Here is a 23,936-nt window from a genome sequence, read left to right on the forward strand (position 1 = left end):
TTCCCTTCAGGCGGGCAGAGCACTGATCGGAAAAACAAGCCGGAACATGGTTTGATCACTTGGCGCAAACTCGGCCACGCCGTCCAATTGGTTGGCCAGTTCACGCACCAGCCGCAATCCCATCGACCGTGATTTAAACGGATTGATCCCCGGCGGCAGGCCAACTCCGTCGTCCTGAACCTTCAAAATGATCTTGCCCTCCATCGAGCGGACGGACACCTTGAGCGTGCCTCGTCGTTGATCGTGAAACGCATGCTTGAAGGCATTGGACACAACTTCGTTCAAAATGAGCCCGAAGGGAATGGCCGCCGCCAATGGCAGGGCCGCCGGGCAAACATCGAGTTCGATGGAAATCCGATCACTGACGGAATAACCGCTGGCCAGATGGCGGACCAACTGGCCGACATAACCCGGCAGATCGAGTTCGGAGAGGGACGAAGTTTGGTACAGCATTTCGTGGACAATCGCCATCGTCCGCACGCGGTCCTGTGCCTGGCGAATGGCTTCACGGCCAGGACCGTCCGGCAGGTCCCGCATCTGAAAATTGAACAGGCTGATTGTGATGGCCAGATTGTTCTTCACACGATGATGGATCTCTTTGAGCATCACTTCCTTCTCGCGGACAGAGGCGAGAAGGCGTTCGTTCAGTCGCCGGGAATCCGTCACGTCGTGGAATGAAGTGACAACCGCCGCCTTTCCGTCCGTCGCCGGGAAGAGGTTTCGGATTGGCACGGCATTCACCGTGATCCACCTCTGTTCGCCATCTGGTTTGTGAAAACCCATCAGTGTGTTGAAAACCGGCTGTTGGGTTTTCAGGACGATCATGCCGGGGTGTTCTTCGCCGGGGAATGGTGTTCCGTCTTCGTGGAAGGACCGCCACCGTTCATCCAGTGAAGTGCGTCTCGCGATTTCTTCCTGTGTCAAACCAAGAATTTCCCCGGCGCGGTTGTTGCTGGCGATGATCTGCCCGTTTGCATCCTGCACGACGATCCCTTCCGCCAATGATTCAACGACCGAACGGTATCGTTCCTCGCTTTCCCGCATGGCCGCCTCGACACGCTTTCGCTCCGTGATCAATTGAGTGAAGAAGATCAGCCCGCCGATCTCGCCGCCCGGCTTCAACCACGGCCGGGCCTCCCATTGAAGCCATTCAAGCCCCCCTTCTTCTCCGGGGAACACCTCTTCCGCGCAGGCTTCGACGGCTCCCGTCAACACCCGGCGATGGATTTCCCGCCAGCGATCCGGAATATCCGGGAACACATCGTAATGCGAGCGGCCGATGATCTCTCGGCCATGCAAGTGGTAATCTGTCAGCCAACGATCGCTGGCGAGCACATAACGCATCTCCGTGTCCAGCATGGCGATGGCCGCCGGGGCGTGTTTGACGAACAAATTCAGCAGGGCTTTGTTCGTCGCCAGTTCGTCGGCCGAGCGACGACGTTCGGTGATGTCCGTGTGGGAACCAGCCATTCGCAGCGGCCGCCCGGCTTCGTCCCGCGTGGCCGTCGCCCGTGAGAGAATCCAACGCCAGTCTCCGGATTTTGTCCGCATCCGGAATTCAATCTCGTAAACAGGGAGCGACCCCCGGCAATACGCATCAAGGGATGCCATTGCGTTTGCCCGGTCGTCAGGATGCAGCAGGCTTTCCCAAACGCCAAAATCATTCGAGAGTTCGGCATCCGAATAACCCAGCATCTCTTTCCAACGGGGGGACAAATAAATCGCCCCGGCGGCCACATCCCAGTCCCAGATGCCATCCCTCGCGCCGGAAACGGCGACTTCAAATCGCTCTCGGATGCTTTTCAGGTCCAGCTCGGCCCGCTTTCGTGCGGTGATTTTCTGATCGGTGCCCGAGAGTTGAATCAACCGGCCGTCGGCATCCCGCGTGGCGACTCCCCGGCTTTGAAGCCAGAGGATTTCCCCGTCCGGACGGATGATGCGATAGTCACGGCCATAAGCGGATGCCCCCGCCATCACCCTGGCGGTCTCCTCGCGGACGGCTTCCAAATCTTCGGGGTGAACCATCGCCAGATATGCCTCATAGGTCGGAGTGAATGTGCCGGGGTCGACGCCGAACAACCGGTAATGCTCCTCCGACCACCAGACTTCGCCGGTGACAGGATTCCATTCCCAGCCGCCAACCTCCGCAATTCGCTGGGATTCCAACAGACGCGCTTCCAATGATTTTGAATGCGATCGGCCGGTCAGAAAGTAAACGGCGATCACCGATGCCAGCGCCCCGGACAGAAATCCGACGATCAAGCCCGGAAGAGACGGGCCTTGAAAGAGGGGCAGGGGATCGATGAGTCCGGTGATGGTGTCAATCATGAGCACCAAGAGAAAAGAGACGGCGGGCGACGGCAACGGAGAGCGGCCATTCACCCGTGACGTAACGGAACTTTACAACCCGGCCTGCCGAACTGCAATCATTCGCCGCCGCTCGCCATCAAGAAGTGCAAACGAAACAGGCCGCGCCGTATGAACGGCGCGGCCTGTGAGCTCACATTCACCAATCGCTTACTTCACTTCAAACTCGGCATCAACCACGTCGTCCCCCTTGGCTCCGCCAGCCGGGGGGGCGGCTCCGGCCCCGCCTTCGCCGCCGGCCTTGGAGTACATCGCCGTGCTCATCGCGTGCATGGCCTGTTCGAGTTCGCCGAAAGCCGATTGGATGGCTTTCACATCCGTGCCGTCCTTCGCTTTCCGAAGCTTCTCGACACCGGCGGTGATCGGAGCCTTGTCCGCTTCGCTCACCTTGTCGCCAGCGTCGCGGAGAGTCTTTTCGACGGTGTAGATCAGGCTGTCGGCCTTGTTCTTCTCGTCGATCAGTTCCCGCGCGTTCTTGTCTTCGTCGGCGTGCAGTTCGGCATCCCGCTTCATCTTTTCGATCTCATCGGCGTTCATGCCCGAGGAGTTTTCGATGCGGATGTTGCTTTCCTTGCCGCTGCTCTTGTCCTTCGCGGAGACATGCAGCACGCCGTTGGCGTCGATGTCAAAGGTCACTTCCACCTGCGGCACACCACGAGGAGCCGGGGGGATGCCTTCCAAGTGGAAGTCGCCGATCTTCTTGTTGTGAGAAGTCAGCGGGCGTTCGCCTTGGAACACTTGGATCTGCACGCCGGGTTGGTTGTCCGAGGCGGTCGTGTAGGTCTGGCTGGCTTTCTTCGGGATCGTCGTGTTGCGGGCGATCAGCACGCTCATCACGCCCCCTTCGGTTTCAATGCCGAGGCTCAGCGGGGTCACGTCAAGAAGAAGGATGCTAGACTGGCTACCCATCAGAAGTTGAGCGCCTTGGATCGCCGCCCCGACCGCGACCACTTCGTCCGGGTTCACCCCGTAGTGACCGGCCTTGCCGAAGAGATCCTTCACCATCTGCTGGACACGCGGCATCCGGGTCATCCCGCCCACCATCACGACTTCGTCGATTTGGGTCGGCTTCATGCCCGCGTCGTTCAAGGCATCCAGCACCGGCTTCTTGCAGCGTTCGATCAGGTGTTCGACCATTTGCTCGAACTTGGCCCGCGTCAGGGAAAGCATGATGTGCTTCGGCCCGGACTGATCCATCGTGATGAACGGCAGGTTGATGTCGGCCGTCGCCTGGCTGGAAAGATCCTTCTTCACCCGTTCGGCGGTTTCCTTGATCCGCTGAAGCGCGGTCGCGTCTTTTCGCAGATCGATCTTGTTTTCTTTCTGGAACTCGGAGCAGATCCATTCGATCAGAACGTCGTCGAAGTTGTCGCCGCCGAGGTGGGTGTCCCCGTTGGTGGACTTGACGATGAAGGTTCCTTCGTCGTCGATCGAGAGGATCGAGACGTCAAACGTCCCGCCGCCCAAGTCGAACACGGCGATCTTTTGGTTCTTCTTCTTGTCGAAAGCATAGGCCAGCGAAGCGGCGGTCGGTTCGTTGATGATCCGCATTCGCTGCTTGCTCTTCTTGCCGGTCTTGGGGTCTTCCAGTTCCCATTCCGTGTCAAAGCCTGCGACAGCGGCCGCGTCGATGGTCGCCTGTCGTTGGGCGTCGTTAAAGTAGGCCGGCACGGTGATGACCGCTTTGCGGACGGTGTGCCCGAGGTAAGCCTCGGCCGATTCCTTCAGTTTGCGAAGGACCATCGCCGAGATTTCCGGCGGGCTGAACGGCTTGCCGTCGATGTCCACCTTCACGAGGTCGTTCGGGCCGCCGACGATCTTGTACGGAACCAGCTTTTCTTCGGACTCGACTTCCTTGTGGCGTCGGCCCATGAATCGCTTGATCGAGTAAATGGTCCGCTTCGGGTTCAGCGCGGCCTGTCGCTTGGCCGGGTCGCCGACCAGACGGTCTCCCTTGTCCGTGAAGGCGACCACCGACGGGGTGATCCGGTTGCCTTCTTGGTTGGTGATGACTTTGACTTCGCCGCTTTCTTCCATCACGGCGACGACGGAGTTGGTCGTGCCGAGGTCAATACCGATGATTTTTTCTTTCGCCATGTTAGTGGGTGCCTTTCAAGGTTTGTCTGTTCAATCAACTGACAAACGGATTCAAATTTGGGAAATGATCGGTGAGCCGCCGATGCTTGTTTTTCGCTTCATCCAGACGGGACACTCAATCGTGCTTCAATCGCTTGGCTAAGATAAAAGCAAATGCGATGCCAATGAGATATATCGGTTGTTTTGAAGACGTAAACCGTTGATTTATCGGCATTTATTGATGAAACGGCTTGGATGATCGGACGAGCCAATTCCGGCAAACTGCCAAAGCGGCAGTTGCGAATGATATGGACAAATTAGCCAGACTTCCACTCGGAATTGACCGAAATGTAATCTAATCAATTGGTTGCGTCAAACGGGAAAGTCCCGGAATCATCGGCGATGGCGATTGACGCCTCTTTTCAACCGAACTACATTAAGCGGAACTTGCATCGTTCATTCAACATTCGGCGAGAATCCGCACCATGACGCGCAAAGGCGATTCGCCCCCTCCCGAACGTGCGACATCCGCCAAAGATCTCAAAGCGTTCCGCGTCCAGATTGACAAACTCGACCTCGAAATCTTGGAGTTGATTAACAAGCGGGCCGAACTCGCCGCCAAAATCGGGAAAGTGAAGTCCGAGAACAACGACACGGTTTTTTCCCCGGCCCGCGAGGAAGAAGTCTTCTCCAATGTGTTGGGCGCGAGCAAGGGGCCGTTGCCGGAAGTGACCATCCGGGCCATCTACCGGGAGATCATTAGCGGCTCTCGTGCCTTGCAACGGTTGGAAAAGGTGGCCTTTCTCGGGCCGGAGTATTCCTTCAGCCACCTGGCCGCCATTAGCCGTTTTGGGCGCGCCGCCGAGTATATGGGTGTGGCCAATATCGCCGCCGTGTTTGAGGAAGTGAACCGTCGGCATGTCGATTACGGCGTGGTCCCCCTCGAAAACAGCACGGATGGCCGGGTGGCTGACACGCTGGACATGTTCACGCGGATGCCGCAACTGAAGATTTGCAGCGAGGTTCGACTGCGGGTGCATCACAACTTGCTCGCCAACGGGGAGCAGACGGAAATCACGCGGGTTTACAGCAAGCCGCAGGCTCTTTCGCAATGCCGGAACTGGATCGCCAAGAACGTGCCGCAAGCCACGTTGCATGAGGTATCCAGCACGACGACCGCCGCCCAACTGGCCAAAACCCAGCCGGGGGCGGCCGCCATCGCCAGCCGGGAAGCGGCCGTGCAATACGGCGTGCGGATTCTGTACGCCAACATTGAGGATTCGCCGCATAACGAAACCCGTTTCGCGGTGATCGGGCCGCATGACTCCGGCCGCACGGGCAAGGACAAGACGGCCGTCATGTTCATGATCCCGCATAGTCCGGGGGCTTTGGCGGATATTCTCGGCCTGTTCAAATTGAACAAAGTTAACCTGACGTGGATTGAATCGTTCCCGTATTCATCGGCTCCCGGCGAATATGTGTTCTTCCTCGATTTCGAGGGACATCAAGACGATCCAAAGGTGAAGAAGACCCTCGCCTCCTTGCAAAACGAATGCGAAAAGCTCTTCATTTTGGGATCCTATCCGGTCGCCCCGTTGACCGAGTGAAATCATTTGCGAGGGGGCGGGAAAACAGGTTCCTGCCTCGCGATGACATAATGAGACGACAGTTTTGATTTTGATTGATTTGTAATTTGTTTGTATGTGATATTGTTGTGCTGATAAAATGGAGTCTGTTGCCTCATTTGATGTCGTTTTGCCAAATTTACTCCTGTTTTTTGCCTAATCTGCTGATTTCAAAAGTGCCAGACTGGTCATCCTTCAACCAACTCATTAGATTTTTGCCTAATCTGCAAGCAAAAGGTGCATTTCAATCAGAAGATGTTTCATCGTCTTGGCGTCAGAAAACGACGCTAATTTTAACGTAAACCACTTAAAACCAAGGGTTTACGTTAAGGTTCTGAAATGAATTGAGATTCGGCACAACCTTTGCTCTTCATAAATTGTGGTTGTTTTCAGTTGGCGGGTCGATGTAAACGGTTAGCGTTTGGTGGTTCTGTGAGTTAGAGTTTGCCGAACCCCCCAAAAATTCGCAACCGTCAATGTCGATCAGGGACTTTATCCATGCCAACACTCCTGAAAAAACCGGCAAAACGATCCTCGGACATCATGAACCCCGACACAACGGGTGATGTCTTGAGAGGGTTGGTTGAAAAGAATCGGATCGTCACTGATCTGATTGACGGGCGAGTTTCACTGAAGGAGGCGGCGGGCCGCTTCCAGAAGGCCCATGTGGCCGGTGGTCAATGCTTGGAGCGGACCACCGGGGTGCCGAGTCGTTCTGTGGAAACTGAGAACACCTGTCGATCACTCATCGGCTGGGTGCGGCTGACCTTGAGGGATCGGCCGGAACAAGCGGACCGGGTGACGGCTCGTTTGGAAGATGAATTGTCGGCCGCCACGGGTGGCGGGTCGACGATGAAACAACAAACACCCGGATGAATCATGCCTCTTCGGCCTTTTTGAGGCCAGGTCGGGGGGGCCAACATCGGCCTCCCGGATGCTCGAAGTGGATACCGCCAGCTCAATCGTGGCCACCGGCTTTCTTCCTCCGCGACCCGGCGCCAGCGAAATCACCGCCATCGACAACGAAGTGGTTGAATTGGCCCTGTTGCTCCCCCGCTGGCAGGCCCTCGCCCTTGAGAATGCCGCCCATCAACGCGGACTGACGGCCGCCCAAATGCTCCGCAAACTCATTGGCAATTCCCTGAATAACATGTCGCCGACGGTTGGATAACCGCTTTGTCCCCAGCCGTTTGGTTGCTCTCTTTCAGCATGGGGCAACCGGGGCTGGCTAGGCGATGAAGCGGGCCAGTCGTCCAATACCCCATCCGATCAGAATCAAACTCAAAAGCGACCCGATCACGAAAATCGGACCATAAATGAGCATTCTTTGCTCGGGGGACAGTGGGGAACCGCTCGACGGCAAATCGCTCGTTGGTTCCTTGGTGTAAAGCTTGTCGAATTCAGTCTCAACATTGGCACCGGATGCTATCCAGCCAACTTCTTTGTTTTTTAATTCCGCATACCATGTGTTGGCGTCGGCCACCTCTGTTTGAAGTTCCGCTTCAATGACTGCCGATTTCTGCTGATTTTCAGTGTCATCGATCAGTTGCATATCCAGAATATGTTTCGCCAATGTGCGGTAACGATCTTTGGATGCGTCATCCTTCATTTGATGACTGGCCAGCAAATAACATCGGGCTGACAAGCGTTTTGCATCTGTGTTTACGGCATATCCATGATCGCTGCCCAACAAGTCGCCGAGGGCTTCCAGCAGCAGCGGGTTGTCGTGGTCGGCAAATCGCATCATCCCCAAGACTCCCTTCACAGCCGCTTGAAGTTGATCGAGGCTTGGTTCGTTGTCTTTTGTGACATCAAGTTTTTTGGCCAGAAAGTGCCGGAAGTTTCCGGATGCCGGCGGGATCTCTTCTTTGCCCCACACGTCTTGTAGCGGAAAACTTAACGACGATCCCTTTCGTCTCATCGCATATTCCACGAGCCACTTTTGGTATTTTTCCCGGCCGAAATGGGCATCCGGGTTGATGGCCAATGCCTTGTCGATGTATGGAAGCCCCTTCTCAAACTCTCCCTTCAAGATGTAAAAGGTGCCGAGGTTGGAGTAGGTTTCGTAGACGCCCGGTTTGATTTTTTCTTTGGCGAGCATCTGTTCGATGGCTTTGTCCGGTTGGCCGGTCTTTTGATAGGCCACGGCCAAGTCGTCATGGAGGGCCAGATTGTTCGGATCGGCCTTCAGTTTTTCGAGCCGGTCCGTGATGCGCCACTGGTAAAACTCGGGGGAGTGTCGCAGAAACTTTCCGGTGATGATTTCCAAAGTGCTTGGAAATCTCGCCCGTTCCTGTTTCAGCGTGTCGTAATCCCAGAGACAGGCGGTGGCCACGGCCGGAAGGCCTAGAAGTGTCAGGCCGATCAACAACACTCGGGGAGAGGAGATGTGTTTCATCTCTTGAGTGTCCCACCTTGCCGGTGGAATGTCAAACAATTCAGAGATCAACGCAACCTGATTCGCCGGTCTTCAAGAGGGGCGGGACGGTTCCTATAACTGTCCCTTGTGTGATTCGAGCGATTTGACACCGACCATCTTTCGGAGTTTCTCATGCCACTCGTGCCGTTGCGGCTTCTCTTGGACCATGCCGCCGAGAACAACTACGGGATCGCCGCTTTCAATGTGAACAACATGGAGCAGATCCAAGCGATCATGGAGGCCGCCAAGGAAATTGACGCTCCGGTGATCGTGCAAGCCAGCCGCGGGGCGCGCAGCTATTCCCAAGATGCGTACCTTCGCCATCTGATGCTAGCCGCGGCCGAACTTTATCCGCAAATTCCCATTGTCATGCACCAAGACCACGGCAACGGCCCGAATACTTGCAAGAGCGCCATTGAACAGAACTTCACCAGCGTGATGATGGATGGCTCCCTGAAGGAAGACGGCAAAACCCCGGCTGATTACGAATACAACGTGGGCGTTACCAAGAGCGTGGTGGACATGGCCCATCCGCTCGGCATCTCCGTCGAAGGCGAACTCGGCTGCCTCGGGTCGCTCGAAAGCGGCATGGGCGAGGCCGAAGACGGCCACGGGGCCGAAGGGGCCTTGGATCACAGCCAACTCCTCACCGACCCGGATCAGGCCGAGGATTTCGTCCGCAGGACCAAAGTGGATGCCCTCGCCGTCGCCATCGGCACCAGCCACGGGGCCTACAAATTCACCCGCAAGCCGGATGGCGGCGTGTTGAACATGGACGTCATCAAGAAGATCCATGCCAAACTGCCGAACTGCCACATGGTGATGCACGGCTCTTCCAGCGTGCCGCAAGATCTTCAGGACTTGCTGAACAAATACGGCGGTCAGATGAAGCAAACCTTCGGCGTGCCGGTCGAAGAAATCCAACTCGGCATCAAGCACGGCGTTCGCAAGATCAACGTGGACACCGACAACCGGATGGCCATGACGGCGGCCGTGCGAAAATTGCTTGTCGAAGCTCCCGACAAGTTTGACCCGCGTGACTGGATGAAGCCCGCCCGCGATGCCATGAAGAAGGTGTGCAAGGAACGCATGACGGCCTTCGGCCAAGCCGGGCAAGCAAGCAAGATCAAATCGTTGAGCCCCAAAGAGTTCGCCAAGTTCTACGGTTGATCTCCCTTTTCACGATCTCCCGGATCGCCCATCATCCGGGAGTCGCCTGATCTCCTGACAAAGCTCCTTTCGCCAAGCCTGCCTCGTCGGTTTTTCCTGACACATCAGTTCAAAGTTTTCCGTAGATTTCACCAATCATCCGGGCCGATATTACCGTTTGAAGCGATTATCCCGCCACACAATGGAAACGGAAATGGCCTGCCTGTCGTCTACCCGATGCCTGCTCCTTGCCGGAGCGATTGCCAACCTGGCGGGGTGCGGCGGCACCGGAGGCTCCGTGTCGCTGTCGCCGGAACGGTTCCCGCTTGGCGAAGTCGCGGAAGCCAACGTCCAATGCGGCCCCGCCGACTTGCCCAGAGAACCGGCGAAGGCATGGCTGGAGCGATACATCGTCGAGCCGGGAGACGGTCTGCTGGTGATGCCGGTGGAATTGGATTCCAAAGTTCGCATCCCGGCCGACCAGACCGTGTTGCCGGACGGAACGATTGACCTCGGAAAATATGGGCGGCTGGTGGCGGCCGGCAAAACCGTCCCGGAAATCGAACTCGACGTGCTGACCTTGGTGACCAAAAAAGAACGCGAGGGGAAGGACAAGGACGGCAAGATCAAAGATCCGGCCGACAAGGATGATCCCATCGGTTCGATTGATGTGCGCTTGGTCAACCGACAATCAAAGGTCTTTTACGTCTTCGGCGAAGTGACCACCCCCGGCCGGTTTCAACTCACCGGCAACGAATGTGTGCTGGATGCGATCCTGCTGGCGGGGGGGTTAACTGACCGCTCATCCTGGCAGAACATTTTGCTTGTTCGCCCAACCGGCGACGGGCCGGGAATGGTGTTGAAGGTCAACTACGGGGACATCGTCCGGGTCGGGGCCGGGATGACCAATTACCAGATCCAGCCGGGCGACCGGATTTATGTCGCCTCCCGAAGCACGCTTGACATGCTGTTGAATTGCGACCGCTTCCGCTGAGCGATCATCCGGAAACCGCTTCGCCGCGATAGGTCGCATATGAATAGCCGGTTTCCCACATGGTGACCTCGCTCACCGGCAGGCTTTTCGACACGCAGAAATCGTAGATCAGTTTGGCCATGTTCTCCGTCGTCGGGTTCACTTCCAAAGGAAGCACTTTCTCCCCGACGGCCTGAAGCGTTTTCACCAGCGGATCGGCTTGGTGCAGCAACAACGTGTGATCGAGCGTGGCGTCGATCCACCCGGCGATGATTCGCTTCATGTCCACGAAGTCAACGATCATGCCGAGTTTGTTGAGTTGATCGCCGGTCAGGGTGACACAAACTTTGCCATTATGCCCGTGCAAATTGCGGCATTTGCCGTCGTAATCCATCAGCCGATGACCGAAACAAAACTCGAACTCACGGGTCACTTGGAACATCGTCTGGGTTCTCCGGGCCGGGTTTTGGCGAGTGTTCTCACATCAATGATTTTACAAACACCGGCCGCCAATCCATAGTCCGCCAACGGAACGAAGGCGAAAGCCCCCGCGACGAACCCCGCCTGTCCCCGCCATGTCTTCCAAATCTGTCGGCATCTTTCAGGCTCATGGCTCAAGGCTCATGGCTCCCATAAGATGCCCCAACGTCTTTCCCCGATGATACGTGCAAGGAATTGTTCGATGGCGACCGCGAAACTGGATATGGAAAAACTCGTCTCCCTGTGCCGCCGTCGCGGCTTCATCTTCCAGTCGAGCGAAATCTACGGCGGGATCAACGGTTTCTGGGATTATGGCCCTTTGGGCGTCGAACTCAAGAAGAACATCAAGGACGCCTGGTGGCAGGACATGGTCCGCAACCCCCCGCCCGGCCCGGACGGCCAGGAAATCACGATGGTCGGGCTGGATTGCTCGATCATCATGAATCCCAAGGTGTGGGAAGCCAGCGGCCACGTTGCGACATTTGCCGACCCCACGCGGAAATGTTCCGGGTGCGGGCGGTTTGTCCGGGCGGATCAATTATGGGCTATTCTCGCTGAATCAAGCGAATGGATGAATTCCCTCATCCAAGAGTTCACGCCAATTACTGGAGCCATCGATACGCCGAAACTTCTCAAATGGGCACAGGGCAAAGGCAAGAAACTTGCTCCGAATCTTGCTCTTGTCCGCAATCCACAGGTTGTGCTGTCTTTCTTGGCAACCCGTGTGAATGGACAACCCGATGCCCCTCCGGATCTCATGGAGATGACAAGATATCTTGCCACGGAGCAATTACATGCGACGGGTCTCCAAGACCCATGCCCCCTTTGTGGCGGACCATTGGGCGAGCCGAAGCCGTTCAGCTTGATGTTTGAGTCTCACGCTGGGACAGAACAGACGGAAGAATCCAAAGTATATTTGCGGCCTGAGACCGCCCAGGGAATCTTTGCCAACTTCGCGAACGTTGTATCTTCCAGCCGTGTTAAATTGCCTTTTGGAATCGCGCAGATTGGAAAGGCTTTCCGCAACGAAATCACCCCGCGAAATTATATTTTCCGCAGTCGTGAGTTTGAACAGATGGAGATTGAATTCTTCTGTCATCCTGAACAGTCAATGAAGTGGTACGAATATTGGCGGGATCTTCGCAAGAAGTGGTACAGCACGTTGGGCATCAAGTCGGACAACCTGAAACCTCGCGAGCAGGGCAAGGAAGAACTTGCTCATTATTCCATCGGAACGACCGATATCGAGTACATGTTTCCCTTCTCCGAAGATCCGCAGGAACTCGAAGGAGTTGCGCATCGGGGAGCGTTTGACTTGACCGCTCACATGTCAAAGAGCGGCAAGGATCTGAAATATTTTGACGAGGATGGTTGGAACGCTCTCCTTCATGAACGGCTAGAACCTCTTAAAAATGACCCGGCTCGCCGCGAGGAGGAGAAAAAGAAACTCAACCGGGAGGAGCGGCCCAAGTTTATCTTCACCCCGCATGTGATCGAACCGTCCGCCGGGGCTGATCGGTTCACGTTGGCTGTTTTGTGTGAGGCATATTCAGCAGATCAAGTTCCTGACGCTGACGGAAAAATGGAAGAACGGCTGGTGATGAAGTTTCACCCCCGGCTGGCCCCGGTGAAAGCGGCCATCTTGCCGCTGGTGAAGAAGGATGGGATGCCGGAAAAGGCCCAAGGGCTTTACCGCGAGTTGAAGAAGCACTTCAAGGTCGAATACGACGACGGCGGGGCGGTCGGCCGACGATATCGCCGTCAGGACGAGATCGGCACGCCGTTTTGCATCACCATTGACGGCGACACGATGAAGGACGATACCGTCACCATCCGCGATCGCGACACATTGCAACAACGCCGCGTTCCGATCAACAGCGTGCTGGAAGAGATTCGCAAGGCGTTAATGAGCTGAGACCGGAGGGGTTTTGCCCGGAGACACGAATGTGGCGTCCGGGCTTCTTTGTGTGAAACTCTTCTCCGAAGACGGGATGATCCCTTGCCCGGCGCCGGGCGTATAACCAATCATTGCATACTTTTCCGTTTTTCGTTCTGTGAAGGATTTCCCGCGATGATGGCTTCCCCCCGTCCGTCGGACCCGCCGCCCCCAAGTCCCGAGGACGATCCGAAGCCGGTCGCTCCCAAGCCCCGGCGTGAGGACAAACCGGCCACGCTTGGCACGTCGAACTTCATTGTCGGGTTCGATTGGGTGTTGTCCGTCGGGGTGCTGGCGCTGGCCTTTTTGGCCGTGTCCTTCTCGGTGCGGAACGCCGATTTTTGGCAGCATCTGGCGACTGGCCGGTTGATTGCCGAGGGGGGCTATTCCTTTGGCCGCGATCCGTTTAGCTATGCGGACCCCGACCGGACGTGGGTGAATCATGCGTGGCTGTTCGATCTGCTGATCTTTTGGATATTCAAAACTGTCGGCGGGCCGGGCTTGGTGGTGGCCAAGGGGATTGCCATCGTCGCCACCGCCGGGTTGCTGCTTGCCGCCCGGCGACCGGCCCAGGCCGTCTGGGGAAATGTTGTTTGCGTCGGGCTGGCCCTGCTGGCCGCCGCCCCCCGGTTGATGATTCAACCCACGCTCGCCTCCTATTTCTTTTTGTCGGTCCTGCTCTGCGTGCTGATCCGTGCCCCCAAATTCTTCCGGGGCGTCCGGTTGTATGTCCTTGTCGCCGGGGTCTTCGGGCTTTGGGCCAACATGGACCAATGGTTCTTCCTCGGGCCGCTGCTCGTGGGGCTTTACACCCTCGGGCTGTTCATTCGGCCGACGGAAGAAGGAGACAAATCCCTTCGCAAAGAACTGCTGATCGCCCTTGGTCTCGGCATGGTCGCCATCAACCTGAATCCGCACCATGTCCGCGTTTGGACGTTCCCGCCGGAATTGGTCAGCGGCGAACTCGCGGAACTGTTCGCCACTGATGGCGAATTCGGCCCGACCTTCCGCAGTGCGTTCACCAAGGGAGCGCTCGATTTCGCCGGTGAACGAGACAACCCGGTGAACACCTATTCACTCGTCGTGCTGTTGTTTCTCACGGTGGCGGGATTCATCGGCTCGTTATCCCGGCTGTCGATTCCGCTGATGCTGGTTTGGGCTGGTTTCGTAGGCCTTGCCGTGTTGCACCTCCGGGCAATCCCGTTTCTTGCCTTTGTGGCAGCTCCGATTGCGGCGACCCATCTGACGGACTGCATCCAACGGCTCGTTGATCGGCCGATGCCGGAGGGAACCGTCCGGTTGCTAAGCACGGGTCGCTTGATGACCCGCGTGATGCTCGCGCTCGGGGGCCTTGTTCTCCTGACCGCGAGTTATCCCGGCTGGCTGCATCCGTTCAACTTGCAGCGCCGTTGGAAGTGGGACTTGGAACCGAACGAGTCCATCGTGAAGGCCGCCGAGAATTTGCAGCGCCTCCGGGCGGACGGTTCGCTTCCGGCTGAGGCTCGTCTTCTGAATCTTCAATCGGAGTTCGCCTGTTATCTGGCGTGGTATGCTCCGGCGGAGAAATCGTTCTTTGACTATCGGCTGGCCTATCATGCCCCCGAAGCCGCCGAATACGCGGCCCTTCGGAAACAACTCTCCCCGTACGACTCCAAGGAGAAACCGAATTTCGACCTGCCGGAATTCCTTGACCGATGGAAAATCACTCATGTGGTGACCGCCCACGGGAACCGGGTTTTGAACCAGATAATTCTGGGCAGACTCTGGCAGGCCTCCGATCCGTTCCGCGAACCTGAATTCGTCATCTGGAATGTTCACGGCCGGGCGGTGACCCTTGGGAGAACCAAGCAAAAGGTGTTGACAGCGGCTCAATTCGACGCCCTGCGGTTCGATCCGAAAAAAGCAGCGTTCGCCCAAACACCCATGCCGGAGGCGCCCAACCTTGATCCGCCGTTGGTGGACCGCGAACCGCTTGATCGTTTCATGACTCCCCCTCCGATTTCCCCGGCGGAGGCCGAGGAATGTTATGTGCTTGAACTCTACCGGAGCGATTTGCTTAATCAGTTTGTCGCCCGTCACCAAGCTGGCTTTTTCTTGTTTGACTTGGGCATCCGGCAACTGAAAGCCAGGTTTGGCATTCAGTTGCCGTTCTTGGATTATCTGGTTAGAGTCGTGGCGCAATACCCTTCGACGCTCCCGCCGGAAGTGACGGCCACAGGCATCCTGGCTGTTCGGTCGGCCCGCCGGGCGGTGATCGCCAGTCCGAACCATCCGGACGGATATGCCTTTCTCGCCAGCGTTTACCCGGACTCCCACTTGAGTCTCTCTCAGGATCTTGCCAAATATATTGCCACCGTGAACATGGCTCGGGCGCTAAATCGAGTCCCTGCGGATCTCACACAACGCCGTTCCGCCATTCAGTTGGACAAACTGGCCTTCAATCTGCGGCAGGCTCATTTGGCCGCGAGTCCGCAGCGAATTGACATGGCTGTTTTCGCCAACCGTCTGGCGGTGGCCGCCATGAGCAACCAATTGGATGAAATGGAGAATGTTCTCGCCAGTCGGGGAGCCGAAGGCCAGCAGGAGTTAAACAAACATAAGCAACAATTGACCAACTTGGAAAAAGAACTGGGATTGCTTGAGAAGCAAGCCCAAATTCGTTCGGACAAGTTCACCAATGAGTCAGTCCGGCTCACCGAACCGCTCGACCGGGCCACCGTCGCTCGTCGCGAAGGACTGGCAATGGAGGCAATGGCCGAACTAACCAAGGCGAACGACCGCTTTCAAAAGAAGCTGACTGATTTCGAGAGCAATCCCGATAAAAAACCGACCGAAGTCGAGTTCGGAGTCCATCTGGCGATGGTCGGCGATTTGATTGAGTTGATGCTGTTCAACGGACAGGTCGAGCAAGCTGTCGTCATTCTGGACACGGTGGTAAAGGACCAATCATTTCTGGCCAACCTCACCCCGCCCATGAAGGATGCCTATGTGAAGGCCCGCATGTCCGCCGCCCGCTTGTTGGGCCAATCCGCACCGTATGACCAAGACCCGGCGGGCCGGTTCCGTTTCCTCCGAGTCATCTGCGGCCTGATCACCGGGGATTACGAGCGAACCATCACCGCCCAGCAGGAAGACACCCGCAAAGCACGGGATAATCTGGCCTCTTTCATGAACGCCGTGTTTCCCAAGGGGCCGCCGGCCAGTGTCGAAATGCCGACGCTAATGAGCATCGACTTCGACATTATCATTCGAGTGATGACCAATCCGGTTGATTCCTTTGGAGCCGTGATCGGCAGCCAATCACGCCATATTCATGCAAGCATGCTTTACACCTATCAGAATCTCGTGAACGCCCAAGGTCAACAACATGCGCAACTCGGATTGACCTATCTGGAAGCGGGGGATATCAGGAGCGCCAGGGCGCAGTTTCAAGAGGTTCTGAAGGGACCGGAACTGCCGTCGGCGTCTCCATCGCGAATGCTCGCCCGCGAAATGCTAAAATTGCTCGGAGAATAAGCGGGGTGACCGTCACCCCCGAGGCTTTCTTTCCACGCGGCATGGTGCGATGAAATTTGTGAATCCCAAAGTCGTCGCGGACATCGCCGCCGGGCGATTGCTGAAGCTTGACCTCGGCTGCGGGCCCCGTCCCAAGGAGGGATACTACGGGGTCGATCACGCGGACATGCCAACGGTGGATATCGCCGCCAATCTTGAAGAACCGCTGACCGAGTTGCCGGCCAACAGCGTGGAAGCCATCGTCACCCGGCATACGATGGAACACATTGTGAACTTCCTGCCCTTGTTGAAGGAAATTCACCGGGTCGTCATCCCCGGCGGCACGGTGGATGTGGAAGTGCCGCACTTCTCCAATCCGTACTACTATTCTGACCCCACGCACGTCCGCTTCTTTGGCCTGTACACGTTCCACTACTTCTCGGACCCCGTCAGCCAGCCCCGACGTCCGGTGCCGAACTTTTACATGGCCGAGCGGTTTCAAGTTCGCTCGATCAAGTTCTCGCTGATGCCGACCCTCATCATGAACAAGCCGATTCGCCGACTCTCCACGAAAATTCTGAATTGCTCGTTCCGGCTTCAGGATTACTACGAACGGGCTTTGTGTCGTCACTTTCCGGTGTCCAGCATCAAATACGCCCTGACCGTCCAAAAGTGAGCCAGAGCGGATTTCAAATTGGCACAGCGGTCGAGGCGGGTGGTTTTGTCGGTCCAACGGACCGATTAACATAGCCCAGCCCGAAAGGGCTGGGTCAAGGAACCATCAAAACCGGCGGTCTGAAGGACCGATTATTTGCTTAAGGTCCGTCAGGGCCGCGAAGGCCGAAAGCCCAAAGATAACCGGTCCTTCAGACCGGGGTCGTTGCCGGGTGATTAACCCAGCCCTTTCGGGCTGGGCTATGTTAATCGGTCCGTTGGACCGGCAAGACAAAGCACTTTGGTCGCTACGCCAATTTGAAATCGGCCATAGGCAGGTTCTCAATTCGGCTGAACGACGGACGACTCTTTTTGCCATCGTTTCCAGCGAATCGCCCCGCGCCAAGCTCCAATCAAGCTTCCGGCGATCATTCCCAGCAACGCCCCGTAGATCAGCAATGAGGGCACGCTCATGGGCATCCAATTCGGGGCCGTCTCCGCATCGCGGTAATTGGATTTCACCACAACGGGCAGCACGGCCGTGCCAATGGCCGCGAGAATCCATCCCCAGATGACGATGGGAACGAGATACGCTTTCAACTTCGTTTTCTTGTCGTCCATCCCTTGGATGATTGCCCCGATGGTGGCGGCGCCGAAGCCAATTTGGGCAAAGGGCACAAGCAGGTAACCAAGGTCTTCCATCATGATCCGGGGTCGGAGAACGGAGTGCGAACAAACCAACTCTGTTATTTTAGCAAGCGACGGGGCTTGTGATCTTTACAAGATGAGATAAATTCGCATGAATAAGATTGAGAATTCTTGATCGATTGCGCGTTGTCAGCGGATTATTTCGACTCGCCCAGCAAGGACCTAAGAGAGACGGGATCAACCGGCTTCACCAAGTGATGGTCGAAACCTGCCTCGCGGGATTTTCTTCGGTCCTCTTCCTGACCCCACCCGGTTTGGGCGATCAGAATGATCGTCCGGCCCCACGGTTGTTCGCGGATGCGCCTCGCCGCCTCGTAGCCGTTCAACTTTGGCATGCCAATATCGAGCAGCACGACATCTGGCCGGAACTTGGATGCTGTTTCGATGGCTTCAAGACCGTCATGGGCGGTGCGGACTTCGCTTCCCAACAGTTCCAGCATCATCCCCAAACTTTGGGCCGAATCCACATTGTCATCCACCACCAAGATGCGGCGCCGTTCCGTGGCTGTCACCTCATCGGCTTGGGCGACCGTTTGTTCGGGTTGACTCTTCTCGTTGGCCGCAAGCGGGATTCGGATGATGAACTCGCTGCCAAGTCCGGGGCCCTGGCTTCTCGCCTCGACCGAACCGCCGTGCATCTCCACAAGCCGGTGCACCAAGCTCAAACCAATTCCCAATCCCCCTTGGGCGCGTTTGTGATGGCGGTCCACCTGCGAGAAAAGGTCGAAGATCCGGGGCATGTCGCCGGCCGGGATGCCGATGCCGTCGTCGCGAACCCTCACGGCCACCTCACCCCCGGTTCGCTCGGCCGTCAGCCAGATATTGCCGCCCCGCTCCGTGTATTTGGCGGCGTTGTTGAGAAGATTGGCGACCACCTGGGCCAGACGGGTTGAATCGGCCTCCACCCACAGGGTTTCCGGCGGCATCGACACCTGAAGTTGATGCGCGCCCGCCTTGATGAGGGGAAGGCTCGTTTCGATGGCGCTGTCAATCACGGCGGCCATGCCGACGAGTTCCTTGCGCAATTCAAGTTTGTTGCGATTGATCCGGCTCACGTCCAGCAGGTCATCCACCAAACGCACCATCTGATTGAGTTGACGCTCCATCATGAATCGCGATTGCTCGACAACCTGCCGGTCGTCCCCGGCCATGCCGATCACTTGGAGAGCGTTCCGAATCGGGGCCAGCGGATTGCGCAATTCATGGGCGAGGGTGGCCAGGAATTCGCTTTTGCGCCGGTCGTTTTCCTGGATGTTCCGCATGAGCAAGGCGTTGTCCATCGCGATCCCGGCCCGGTCCGCCAGTTCCCGGGCCAGTGAGATATCGTCCCGGCTCCATCCCCGGCCGGTTTCGTCGCGGGCCAGGGTGTACATTCCAAGCGTTTTCCCGCGGGCGACCAGCGGCAGGACAATGACGGCTGTCACCGCCGGAACAGCGGAAGGATGTTCCTCAAGTTGTTCGGGAGTTCCCGCGCCTGGCTTGCGAAACAGCATCGCCGGAGTGGGCAGGGGGGACAACACTTGATGCTGGCCTGTTTCCAACACACGTCTCAGGACATTTGCCAGCCAGTCCTCGAACGGGGAAACATCACGGAGGGAACCTGTGGAAGCGTCACCCCAGGCGAAGTCCGTGCGGCCGATGAGCAACGTGTCTTCCGTCATGGTTACGAGGCAGACATCCGCGAGTCTTTTCAGTGGTAAACGGACCAACGCCTTCAACGTGGCTTCGTAATCAAGGGAGTTGGAGAGGGCGCGACTTGAATCCGAGAGGAAAGCCGACCGGCGGGCGGAATCCTCGGCCGCGATTCGCCTCACCTCTTCCTCGGCTTGCGATGCCAGATGTTGTCGCATGCGAAACAAATCAATGAACACCCGGACCTTGGCGCGAAGAATATCGGGAATGACCGGCGTTGAGAGATAATCGACGGCCCCCGTGGCGTATCCCTCGGCCGTCTTGACCTCATCGGCGAAGGCGGTGAGAAAAATGATCGGCGTGTGGGCCGATCTCCTCCGGGCGCGGATCATTCTCGCCGTCTCGAATCCGTCCATTTCCGGCATGTTGACATCAAGCAGGATGACCGCGAAATCGCTTTTGAGAATTTGTTTCAACGCCTCATGGCCGGACGGAGCGGTGACAATCTCCGGCCCCAATTCCTCCAGCACCGACTGGTAGACGAGCCGCTTCTCCGGGAGGTCGTCCACGATCAGAATTTTCACCGGAATCGTCTGGGGCATGAGCTACAACCCTGAACGGAGAGCCGGCCCCCAAACAAAGAAGCTGGACGGGACCGGCGGGAGTGAAACGATATCCGCGACGACTTGCCGAGACGTCGCGGATGTCATCTTATCAAACGGGCGTGCTGGAACGATGAAGCCAGGCTTGGAGCACGCCGAGCATCAATTGTGTGTCCACCGGTTTGGAGAGATAATCCCAAGCCCCCGCCTCGATACATTTTTCCCGATCGCCCTTCATGGCCTTGGCCGTCACGGCAACGATCGGCACGTTTTTGAGACGGGGAATCAACCGGATTTCCCGCATGGTTTGCAACCCGTCCATTTCCGGCATCATGATGTCCATGAGCACGATGTCGACATTCGGATTTTCCAGAAGAATCCGAATGGCATCACGCCCGTTGTCCGCGGACAGGATGTTCATGTTGAATTCCTCCAACACGGTCGACAGGGCGAAGATATTCCGCATATCGTCATCGACAATCAGCACCGTGCGCCGCTCCAGGATTTTATCCGACTGGTGAAGATTGCTGAGCGACTGGCGCTTGCTTCCGGGAAGTTTGGCGACATTGCGGTGCATGTGGAATGTGCACAAATCGAGCAAACGGTCGAGGTTGGCCGCTTCCCGGCAGAGTGTTCGATGATCCGGCAAGGCGCCTCGGTGGCTTCCGCTCCCCTGATGAGCTTCGCCAAAATGGATCACCGGCAGGCGGGTGAAGCCATTGTCATGATTCTCGTCAAGGGCCCGGATGTCGGCCTCAAGGGTTGGGGCGGAATCACCCACGACGACGCAATCGAAGGAGCGATCCCGAATCATTTCCAAGGCGCCGGCCCCGTTCGGGACGGTGACCACCCGAAGATCGTCCGCGCCGACGGCCGTGACCATCTCGCCGCAACGGTTGGCATCCGGCTCGACCACCAACAGGGTTTTGGTCTCCCGGCTGACAAAATCTATCAGCCGTTCGAGCAGTTTGTCGAGGATGTCCCCGCTTTGAATCGGCTTGGCGGCAAACGCCCAGGCTCCCGATGAAAATGCCCGGTCCCGCGCCTCGTCCGTCGAGATGACGCAAACGGGAATGTGCCGGGTGAGGACATCGTTTTTCAACCGCTCCAGCACCCGCCAGCCCTCAATGTCCGGCAGATAAATATCCAGGGTAATCGCATCCGGCATGTGTTCATGAGTCATGGTCAGGGCGGTGGCCCCCAGCGAGGTGACGAGCCCCTTGAAACCTTTCTCGCGGGCGGCATCCAGCAGATAGCGGGAGAAGCCCAGGTCGTTTTCCACAATGAGCAGCACCCGGCTGCCGGGTCTGATTTCATCACGGTCATCCCCCGCCTCGTTGAACGAGGGCGAGACCACGGCGTCCAAGATCAGTTGTTCTCGCGAGGCTTCCGATATTTTGCCATTGGTGACGGTCCGGCCCTCGATGACGGCCGCCCTTTCCCCGGTTTGGGGAAACCGGTTGGCCAGCCCGCCCATGGCTGTTTCGCCGGAAGCCACTTTGCGGACGGTGCGGGGGAAGGTGTAGATCGACGGCAGATAAAGCGTGAACGTGCTGCCGACGCCGAGGGCGGATGCCAGCCGGATTTCCCCGCCGAGCAACCGGGCCAGTTCGCGGCTGATCGCCAGACCCAACCCGGTGCCCCCGTACTTTCGGCTCGTGGAACCATCGGCTTGCTGGAACGCCTCGAAAATGATGTGCTGTTTGTCAGAGGAGATCCCGATGCCCGTGTCCGACACGGAGAACGCCAGCACCTCGGCGGCCCGATTCAGTTCCTCGTTGATCGAACTCCATCCTCCGTCCACCAAGTCCACGCTCAGCGTCACCTTGCCGTGGTGGGTGAACTTGAACGCATTGGACAGCAGGTTCTTGATGATCTGTTGCAACCGCTTCGCATCGGTGGACATGGATTTCGGCAGCCGGGAATCGAAGCTGATCTGGAAGCCAACGTTCTTCGATTCGGCCACGTGATTGAACGTGCGGGACACATACCCCTGGAGATCGTCCAGCCGCAATTCGTTGGCATCGACCATCACGGTCCCCGATTCGATCTTCGAGAGATCGAGGATGTCGTTGATGAGCATCAGGAGATCGTTTCCGGACGAATGAATTGTCTTGGCGAATTCCGTTTGCTTGGCCGAGAGGTTCCCGTCCGTGTTTTTGCTCAACTGGTCGGAAAGGATCAACAAACTGTTGAGCGGTGTCCGCAATTCGTGCGACATGTTCGCCAAGAATTCGGACTTGTACTTGGATGTCAGCGACAACTGCCGGGCCTTCTCTTCCAGTTCTTGCCGGGCCTGTTCGACTTCGCTGTTTTTGCGTTCCACTTCTTGGTTTTGCTGGGCCAACAACCGGGCTTTTTCCTGCAATTCTTCGTTGGTCTGTTGCAGCTCCTGTTGCCGGGTTTGAAGTTGCTGAGCGAGGGATTGGGACTGTTTCAACAGCCCTTCCGTCCGCATGTTGGCCTCAATGGTGTTCAGCACGATCCCGATGGATTCGGTCAACTGGTCGAGCAACGCTTGGTGAGTGGGATTGAATCCCTCGAATGATGCCAGCTCCAGCACCCCCTTGACCTGCCCTTCAAAGATCAGCGGCAACACCAGCACGCTGCGGGCGCTGGCTTCGCCAAGGCCGGACGAGATGCGGATGTAGTTTTGCGGCAGGTTCTCAAGGACGATTTTTTCCTTCTCCAACGCACACTGGCCGACAATCCCCTGGCCGAGCCGGATTTGCTTGCCGAGCGATTCTTTGCCCTCCGAGGCATAGCTGGCGAGCAGCGTCAACTTGTCGCCGTCCCCCTTGGTGTCGAAGACGTAAAACTCGGCCTGCTGGGCGGTCACCACCGGACAGAGTTCCGACAGCACCATGCGGCCGACGTTCGTCAAGTCACGCTGCCCCTGAAGCATCCGGCTGAACTTGGCGAGGTTGGTTTTCAGCCAGTCTTGTTCGCTGTTTTTGAGCGTCGTGTCCTTCAGGTTGCGGATCATCTCGTTGATGGTATCCTTCAACGCCGCCATTTCCCCTTGGGCGTCGAGGGCGATTGACCGGGTCAAGTCCCCCTTGGTCACGGCGGTGGCCACTTCGGCGATGGCCCGCACTTGGCGGGTCAGGTTGTCGGCCAACTGATTCACGTTTTCCGTGAGGGCTTTCCAAGTTCCCGCCGCTCCCGGCACTTTGGCCTGTCCGCCAAGCTGCCCTTCGACCCCCACCTCGCGGGCCACCGTGGTCACCTGATCCGCGAAGGTGGCCAGCGTGTCGATCATGCTGTTGATTGTGTCGGCCAGTTCGGCGATTTCCCCCTTGGCCTCCACGGTGAGTTTTCGCTTGAGATCCCCGTTGGCCACGGATGTCACCACTTTGGCGATCCCGCGCACCTGACCGGTCAGATTGGCGGCCATCATGTTCACGGAGTCGGTCAAGTCTTTCCAAGTTCCGGACACCCCTTCGACTTTGGCCTGCCCGCCGAGCTTCCCTTCGGTTCCCACTTCGCGGGCCACGCGGGTCACTTCGGAGGCGAAGGACCGGAGTTGGTCCACCATCGTGTTGATGGTGTTCTTCAACTCCAGGATTTCTCCCTTCACGTCGACCGTGATCTTTTTGGACAAGTCGCCGTTGGCCACGGCCTTGGTCACGTCGGCGATGTTCCGCACCTGCCCGGTGAGGTTCCCGGCCATCGAGTTCACGGAGTCGGTCAAGTCCTTCCAAGTTCCGGCGACGCCCTTCACGTCGGCCTGTCCGCCGAGCTTTCCTTCGGTGCCCACCTCGCGGGCCACGCGGGTCACTTCGGCGGCGAAGGACCGGAGTTGGTCCACCATCGTGTT

15 protein-coding genes are annotated in these 23,936 nt (G+C 57.4%); 8 read left to right on the plus strand and 7 right to left on the minus strand.

The features are described from left to right. Window positions 1–6 precede the first annotated feature (6 nt). Window positions 7–2,328 (minus strand): PAS domain-containing sensor histidine kinase, encoded by a 2,322-nt coding sequence (locus tag BGIM_RS0132660; RefSeq protein WP_157369601.1) that lies wholly within the window; start codon window positions 2,326–2,328, stop codon window positions 7–9. Window positions 2,329–2,517: 189 nt separating this feature from the next. Next, on the minus strand, window positions 2,518–4,464 hold the full coding sequence (gene dnaK / locus BGIM_RS0132665) for a molecular chaperone DnaK (RefSeq protein ID WP_020473866.1): 1,947 nt from the start codon (window positions 4,462–4,464) through the stop codon (window positions 2,518–2,520). A 464-nt stretch (window positions 4,465–4,928) separates the two neighbouring features. Between dnaK and pheA the strand changes: the two genes are divergently transcribed. From pheA to BGIM_RS0132685, 3 genes are all read left to right on the plus strand, one after another. Further along, window positions 4,929–6,050: a prephenate dehydratase gene (gene pheA, locus BGIM_RS0132675; protein WP_020473868.1), complete on the plus strand. Its 1,122-nt coding sequence runs from the start codon at window positions 4,929–4,931 to the stop codon at window positions 6,048–6,050. 516 nt (window positions 6,051–6,566) lie between these two features. Then, complete coding sequence (locus BGIM_RS0132680) at window positions 6,567–6,944, plus strand: hypothetical protein (protein WP_020473869.1); 378 nt, start codon at window positions 6,567–6,569, stop codon at window positions 6,942–6,944. 67 nt (window positions 6,945–7,011) lie between these two features. After that, the gene (locus tag BGIM_RS0132685) at window positions 7,012–7,239 is read left to right on the plus strand and encodes a hypothetical protein (RefSeq protein ID WP_157369602.1); all 228 of its coding nucleotides are present in this window, start codon (window positions 7,012–7,014) and stop codon (window positions 7,237–7,239) included. Window positions 7,240–7,296: 57 nt separating this feature from the next. Here BGIM_RS0132685 and BGIM_RS53615 read toward each other — a convergent pair whose 3' ends face one another. Beyond that, window positions 7,297–8,466 (minus strand): tetratricopeptide repeat protein, encoded by a 1,170-nt coding sequence (locus tag BGIM_RS53615; protein ID WP_020473871.1) that lies wholly within the window; start codon window positions 8,464–8,466, stop codon window positions 7,297–7,299. Window positions 8,467–8,619: 153 nt separating this feature from the next. Between BGIM_RS53615 and fba the strand changes: the two genes are divergently transcribed. Next, window positions 8,620–9,657 carry a class II fructose-bisphosphate aldolase gene (fba, locus tag BGIM_RS0132695; RefSeq protein WP_020473872.1) on the plus strand — a complete coding sequence of 346 codons (1,038 nt, stop codon included), beginning with the start codon at window positions 8,620–8,622 and terminating at the stop codon, window positions 9,655–9,657. Window positions 9,658–9,850: 193 nt separating this feature from the next. Further along, window positions 9,851–10,630 carry a polysaccharide biosynthesis/export family protein gene (locus tag BGIM_RS53620; protein WP_020473873.1) on the plus strand — a complete coding sequence of 260 codons (780 nt, stop codon included), beginning with the start codon at window positions 9,851–9,853 and terminating at the stop codon, window positions 10,628–10,630. Between the two features lie 4 nt (window positions 10,631–10,634). Here BGIM_RS53620 and queD read toward each other — a convergent pair whose 3' ends face one another. Continuing rightward, window positions 10,635–11,051, minus strand: a complete 417-nt coding sequence (gene queD, locus BGIM_RS0132705) for a 6-carboxytetrahydropterin synthase QueD (protein WP_020473874.1) — start codon at window positions 11,049–11,051, stop codon at window positions 10,635–10,637. 240 nt (window positions 11,052–11,291) lie between these two features. Between queD and BGIM_RS0132710 the strand changes: the two genes are divergently transcribed. From BGIM_RS0132710 to BGIM_RS0132720, 3 genes are all read left to right on the plus strand, one after another. Beyond that, a complete protein-coding gene (locus tag BGIM_RS0132710) occupies window positions 11,292–13,004 on the plus strand; it encodes a glycine--tRNA ligase (protein WP_020473875.1) in 1,713 nt (570 codons plus the stop codon). Between the two features lie 156 nt (window positions 13,005–13,160). Then, on the plus strand, window positions 13,161–16,541 hold the full coding sequence (locus BGIM_RS0132715) for a hypothetical protein (protein WP_020473876.1): 3,381 nt from the start codon (window positions 13,161–13,163) through the stop codon (window positions 16,539–16,541). Window positions 16,542–16,590: 49 nt separating this feature from the next. Next, window positions 16,591–17,196, plus strand: coding sequence for a class I SAM-dependent methyltransferase (locus BGIM_RS0132720; RefSeq protein ID WP_020473877.1), 606 nt, complete (start codon window positions 16,591–16,593; stop codon window positions 17,194–17,196). Window positions 17,197–17,516: 320 nt separating this feature from the next. Here the strand turns inward: BGIM_RS0132720 and BGIM_RS0132725 are convergent, their stop codons facing one another. From BGIM_RS0132725 to BGIM_RS66655, 3 genes are all read right to left on the minus strand, one after another. Continuing rightward, window positions 17,517–17,879, minus strand: a complete 363-nt coding sequence (locus tag BGIM_RS0132725) for a hypothetical protein (protein WP_029631051.1) — start codon at window positions 17,877–17,879, stop codon at window positions 17,517–17,519. Between the two features lie 140 nt (window positions 17,880–18,019). Continuing rightward, complete coding sequence (locus BGIM_RS0132730) at window positions 18,020–20,116, minus strand: response regulator (RefSeq protein WP_020473879.1); 2,097 nt, start codon at window positions 20,114–20,116, stop codon at window positions 18,020–18,022. A gap of 112 nt (window positions 20,117–20,228) precedes the next feature. Beyond that, the coding region (locus BGIM_RS66655; RefSeq protein WP_202947348.1) for a response regulator at window positions 20,229–23,936 on the minus strand (3,708 nt) is incomplete at its 5' end.

Source organism: Zavarzinella formosa DSM 19928 (genome assembly GCF_000255705.1).
GTDB lineage: Bacteria > Planctomycetota > Planctomycetia > Gemmatales > Gemmataceae > Zavarzinella > Zavarzinella formosa.